The organism is Alteromonas sp. (assembly GCF_984505615.1).
In genome coordinates, this window is record NZ_CFHOXV010000080.1 from 1 (window position 1) to 5,236 (window position 5,236).

Here is a 5,236-nt window from a genome sequence, read left to right on the forward strand (position 1 = left end):
GTGTAGCTAGGGATATGCTGTCCCCGAAAATGGTTGACTCAATAGGTAGTCCGTTATCCATACGCAGCTGAGTGGGTAATCCACGCTCAGCTTTAAGCTGTTCTAGCACGCGTACGACACGGCCAGCGGGCAGTGATGTGTCAACTTCAATAGCAAGGCACTCCCGCGTGCCTTCATCCACTACATTCAGTGTTCTGAACCGTTTGCCGCAATACAAAGTGTCATGCATAAAGTCCAACGCCCATTGGTGGTTTGCCTGATCCAGTACTTCTAAAGGCTGTGCTATTCGCTTGGGCAGTACCCGTTTGGTTCTGCGCCTCAGATTCAACCCCATCTGGCAGTAAACGCGATAGACACGCTTATGATTAAAGGTGAAGCCTTTGAAACGCATTCGACCAAAACACTTCCAAAAGCCTGCTCGCGGCGACTTCTCCAAGACCGCATTGATACCATCAATGACAGCAGCATCCGCTTTACGCCAGTCTCGTCCAGGACGATAAAAGGTCGCACGGCCAATACCAACGAACAGGCAGGCTTTTACGACGCTTAGCCCCGCATCAACCAAGATGCTGACGCATTCTCGTTTCTCTGCTGTCACCAACCCTTTTTTGCGACAAGTTCCTTAATGGCATTATTTTCTAAGCTGACATCGGCAAACATTTTTTTGAGCTTAGCATTTTCTTCTTCAAGCTCTTTTAGTCGCTTGACGTCTGAGGCTTCCATACCACCGTATTTGGACTTCCAATTGTAAAAGGTTGCACTGCTGATACCGTGTTGACGGCAAACTTCCTCAACCTTCATACCAGCATCAACTTCCTTTAACACCCCAATAATCTGAGATTCTGTATATCGTGATTTTTTCATAGTCGTCTCCTGCATTAATCATTGCAGAAAACTCCAATTAAGTCTGTCTCAGTTTAGGGGAAGTGGACAGGAGCGTAGCGGAAAATTGTTCCGCATGCTTGCGCTTGCTATAGCTTACCGGCGGCAAAAAAATGAACCTCTCCGCCAGCTTGAGAGTAGTTGCTAAACTTAGCTGGCCGGGTGAATTGATACTCAAAACCTGACTTGGTGACATTTTTAATGTCTACATAGCTAACATTATCGTTTGCAGTAGCCGATACGGTTACATCATCACTGCCAAACTCTTTGGCGAAAGTCACTTTATTGTACCCAGCGATGCTCGTTGAGCGCCTCCCCCAATTAATCATAGTATTTCCGGAAATTAAATAATTAGCACCTGAGCTCACGTTTGCAGCCGTCTCTATGCTGACGACTTTTTCGTTCATTTGCTCAGTTATCTCATCTTCTATCTGAGCGCTAATATTATTTAGTTCGGACTTCAATTTCCTAATTTCAATGAGGTAATCATTCATTCCTTCACTAGATTCGATATTGCTACCAACGTGCTGAGGTAATTTATCTAGAAGCCTTCTCATATGAAGCTCTGAGGCGATTCCAATATTTACGTCATTCAGTCTCGAATCTAACTGAACCAATTTAGATTCAAATTCTTCTAATATTTTTGAAGCTTCTGATTGATAGTTTTTTCTAAGCTCGTCCTTTGCTTCAAACGCAACATTGTCTACTAGCGTCTGAATGCTGCTCCACGAGAGCAGGCCTATAATCGCCAAAGCTGCAGTAACCATTACCGATAACAACTTAAATGTGGTCTCTTTAGCGTGTTTTTCGACAATCTTTTTAGCTTCTTCGGTCAATTCCATTGTAATACCTCTGTTTTGATACTGTAGCTATAACTACTAAATAGACACCAACACGTAAATAGTCACCAACACGGTGTGATCAACCACCCCCCATTGGTGTAGTTGTCTGTTTTCATTTCTCCAGAATATATCAGACGCCCCACCTTTAAAAGGTTGTGTGGTTTTGGTGCATTTTCGCTGGAGCAAAATGCACCGTTTGTGAAGTGAGATGTGAAATGGTGTAAAACCATCCTTCCAGCCAGTTTTCTTGACTCTCATATATTCTTAAGCTGTTTTTATTTTAATAAGCATTATGAAGTCAAAGTTTCTGCGGGAAGTGTATGAATTTATGTTGTCGAGAGGCTACGCCAAAAGAACCATAGAAACGTATTTAACATGGATTACTGACTTTATCAGGCACCACAACTATGCCCGGCCTCAGGAGATGGGCGCTCAACTTGTTGAGAGTATTGTTCGGTAAAGGAGGAAATGGCGTGATCAGTCCCCTGTCACGCCTTACTTTGTAGAATGAAGTGAGTACTTCCGGCAGTACAAAACCTGCCGTACGGTCAGGAGATGATGATGCGCTTGTAGGCCAGCAGGGAGCCATCGTCATTTTGTTCGAGGTTGAACACATACTCGTTGTAATCACTGCCAAATACTGTGTCGTTGGTCAGGTATGTGTCTGGCGCACCGTGATCAATATAATCAGAATGGCTGGTACAGATATCTGTGCAGAAATCATCATCAAAGCCAAACTGGGAAATCAGCTCGTCGTTGTTATTATTCTTCACTCTGAAGTGAATGTGAATGGCACGGCTGGCATACCAGCCAGGGAAGCAGGTCTTAAAGTTCACACGGCCACTGCTGTCTGTTACTGCAATGCCCCGGAACCAGCGCGATTGCAGCGCTTCACTGTCGTTCCCTGTACAAAAAGAAGAGTTGAACCCGTTAGTGTCACTGCTTCCTGTCGTATCGCCGGAATAAATGCCTTCCACATCACAATGCCACACTTCTATTTCATAGCCTGACAGCGGATTACATTGTTCGTCTATGAGTTGCAGGCATAACTGCATGGGCAAACCGGTTTGACCTTCTGAGATATCATCAAGATAGTCGGAATCGAAATAGCATGGACCTTCCGTTTGCTGTCCGGTCAGTTCAACAGAGCAGGTACTGCTGTTTTCAAAAATGCTGTCAGCGGGGAAATCCGCTGTCATTGAATCTGTACCGCCACTCAGCCAGCTGCCGTTATCAGCCACAGTCGTTGTGCCTGTGCCGCTGCTGCCGGAAGAAGAACCGGTTGATGTACTGCCTGTTGATGTGCTGGTTGAAGACGAACTACTACCGCCGCTGCCACCACAACCGGTGAGCATGATCACCGGTGTCGCTACTGCCAGTGAAGCCAGAGATTTAAGGGTTTTGCGCCGCCCGTTAAAAAGGATTGGTTTAGTCATGGTTTTTGCCTGCCTGAATAAAATGCATGAAATATAATATGCATCTTCGACGTCAATGGCCCGTAAACGTCATAAGCTTTACTTATCATTTACATAACAAAATGATTCAGCGTTACAGCCGGATAAACCATTGCTTCCGGTACATCCACCATACCGGCAAAAACATCACACAAAGAAAACTTACCGCAAACAAAAAAGAAGCATTGAAAGGCGACAAGTAAGGCAGAAATACAGACTGGTAAATCGCAGCTTTCAGGGAGCCGGAGCCCGACGGAATCATGAAAAGCAGCCGCGCAGCAATGCCGGATAACATGAAAAATACAATACTGTTCGCACCTGCGATAATAAAGGGCTGCGCCCAGCGTTGATAACCGCGCAAGTCTGTCATCCAGTGCAACAACGCCAGACAACCCATTGCGCAGCCTGCCGTTAATGCTGTAAAGCCCGGTGACCAGAGCGCTTTATTCACCGGCACCCACAGCGCCATGACGCCCCCGGCCAGAATGAGAATGATGCCTGCACCTGCCATTTTAAGTAGCGGCATTCCCGGTTCACGCTGCAGCCAAAGGCCACAAATAACCCCGCAGAGGCAGGTTGATATTGCAGGCATGGTGCTTAACAAACCTTCCGGATCGAAGGGGAATGGTGTTGCCATTGAATAGTAAACATGATGCTTTCCCAACACGCCGGCATCTATCCATGCTGCGAGACTGTTGCCGTATGCCCATAGCCCCTGATATACGTTGCCGGCTGCATCAGCATAGGGAATAAACGTCATCGCCGCCCAGTACGCCGCCACCAGCAACACGGCGGTAAACAACAGTCCGCGAATTCGCAGGCACATCGCCAGTATTGCAGTAAAAAAGTAAACCAGTGCCAGCCGTTGCAGAACCCCCATCACCCGAATGTTTTCCAGCCGGTCCCGGACCCAGTCGAAATCCGGATTATAAGGATTGTAGTAAAACAGCGCGAGGAACAGGCCACATAAGAACAGCAATACACTGCGTTTCAGTATTCTTGCCAGCATTACTCCGGCTGAACCGCCTTGCTGACGATAAGAAGAAAAAGGGATTGCCACGCCCATGACGAAAATAAAGAAAGGAAACACCAGATCTGTCGGTGTCAGTCCATGCCATTGTGCATGCAATAACGGCCAGTAAACGGTTTGCCAGCTTCCGGGATTATTTACCAGAACCATTAACACAATGGTAAGCCCCCGCAGTACGTCCAGGGAAATCAATCTCTTCATTGGCTATTCTTTAAGTTCGACATTAAATGACACACACCCGTCATTGGAATATTTTATTATTTACTTAGGAAATAATTGTGATAATTTGGTTATTTCATGCAGCATTAACCGGTAATAACATGTCACTCTTATCCCGACACTTTCGCTTTCTGGTCGCTACCTGCGCGGTTGCCACACTGATTGGCTGCGCCGGCGGTTACACCAGTATGCCATCGAAGAATACCGGTGAACGGGTGAAAGTGCTTGTTATGCATTTTACCGCGATAGATTACCAGAAAAGTGTGCATGCTCTGGTGGATGAAGGCGGGCTGAGTTCGCATTACCTGGTCACCGATCCGTCTGACCCCACGTTTCCGGGTGATGAGGCATCTGTGCTGCAGCTTGTGCCTGAATCGAAACGCGCCTGGCATGCCGGTAAAGGTGAGTGGCAAACGCGCAACCATTTGAATGATACATCCATCGGCATTGAGATTGTGAATGTACCTGAATGTCAGCGGGATAGTGAGACAGCAGCCAGCCGGTCAGAACATGGCAGCAACCGTCTTTGTGTATTTCCAGATTATCACCCGGAACAAATTCAGGTGCTCATTGCGCTGGCAAAAGACATACTCGCCCGCAACCCGGACATTTCTCCCACTGCCGTTGTCGGCCATGCAGATATCGCATTTAACAGAAAAAATGACCCGGGCCCGCGTTTTCCATGGTATCAGCTGTACCTGGAAGGGATAGGCGCCTGGTATGACACCGGTACATTAACGACATACTGGCAACGCTTTAACCGCGCCCTGCCCTCTGTTTCTTTAACGCAGGCTGCGCTGCGCACTTAC

The 5,236-nt window shown here is 47.1% G+C and carries 5 protein-coding genes and 1 pseudogene; 2 read left to right on the top strand and 4 right to left on the bottom strand.

The window, feature by feature from the left end:
• Nucleotides 1-864: pseudogene (locus AC4PME_RS20425) on the bottom strand (IS3 family transposase); the annotation flags it as partial.
• A 107-nt stretch (nt 865-971) separates the two neighbouring features.
• Nucleotides 972-1,724 (bottom strand): hypothetical protein, encoded by a 753-nt coding sequence (locus tag AC4PME_RS20430; protein WP_491046532.1) that lies wholly within the window; start codon nt 1,722-1,724, stop codon nt 972-974.
• Between the two features lie 292 nt (nt 1,725-2,016).
• Here AC4PME_RS20430 and AC4PME_RS20435 point away from each other — a divergent pair, with 292 nt between their 5' ends.
• Nucleotides 2,017-2,184, top strand: a complete 168-nt coding sequence (locus tag AC4PME_RS20435) for a phage integrase N-terminal SAM-like domain-containing protein (protein ID WP_491046533.1) — start codon at nt 2,017-2,019, stop codon at nt 2,182-2,184.
• An 88-nt stretch (nt 2,185-2,272) separates the two neighbouring features.
• Here the strand turns inward: AC4PME_RS20435 and AC4PME_RS20440 are convergent, their stop codons facing one another.
• A complete protein-coding gene (locus AC4PME_RS20440) occupies nt 2,273-3,160 on the bottom strand; it encodes a dioxygenase family protein (RefSeq protein WP_490710447.1) in 888 nt (295 codons plus the stop codon).
• A gap of 112 nt (nt 3,161-3,272) precedes the next feature.
• Nucleotides 3,273-4,409 (bottom strand): acyltransferase family protein, encoded by a 1,137-nt coding sequence (locus AC4PME_RS20445; protein ID WP_490710448.1) that lies wholly within the window; start codon nt 4,407-4,409, stop codon nt 3,273-3,275.
• A 119-nt stretch (nt 4,410-4,528) separates the two neighbouring features.
• On the opposite strand from AC4PME_RS20445, the gene AC4PME_RS20450 reads away from it, so the two are divergent.
• On the top strand, nt 4,529-5,236 hold a 708-nt coding region (locus AC4PME_RS20450), incomplete at its 3' end, for an N-acetylmuramoyl-L-alanine amidase (RefSeq protein WP_491529750.1).

What these genes read in the sequence shown, in the direction of transcription:
- AC4PME_RS20440 (WP_490710447.1), bottom strand. Translation starts at nt 3,160, where the DNA reads ATGACTAAACCAATCCTTTTTAACGGGCGGCGCAAAACCCTTAAATCT.
- AC4PME_RS20445 (WP_490710448.1), bottom strand. Translation starts at nt 4,409, where the DNA reads ATGAAGAGATTGATTTCCCTGGACGTACTGCGGGGGCTTACCATTGTG.
- AC4PME_RS20430 (WP_491046532.1), bottom strand. Translation starts at nt 1,724, where the DNA reads ATGGAATTGACCGAAGAAGCTAAAAAGATTGTCGAAAAACACGCTAAA.
- AC4PME_RS20435 (WP_491046533.1), top strand. Translation starts at nt 2,017, where the DNA reads ATGAAGTCAAAGTTTCTGCGGGAAGTGTATGAATTTATGTTGTCGAGA.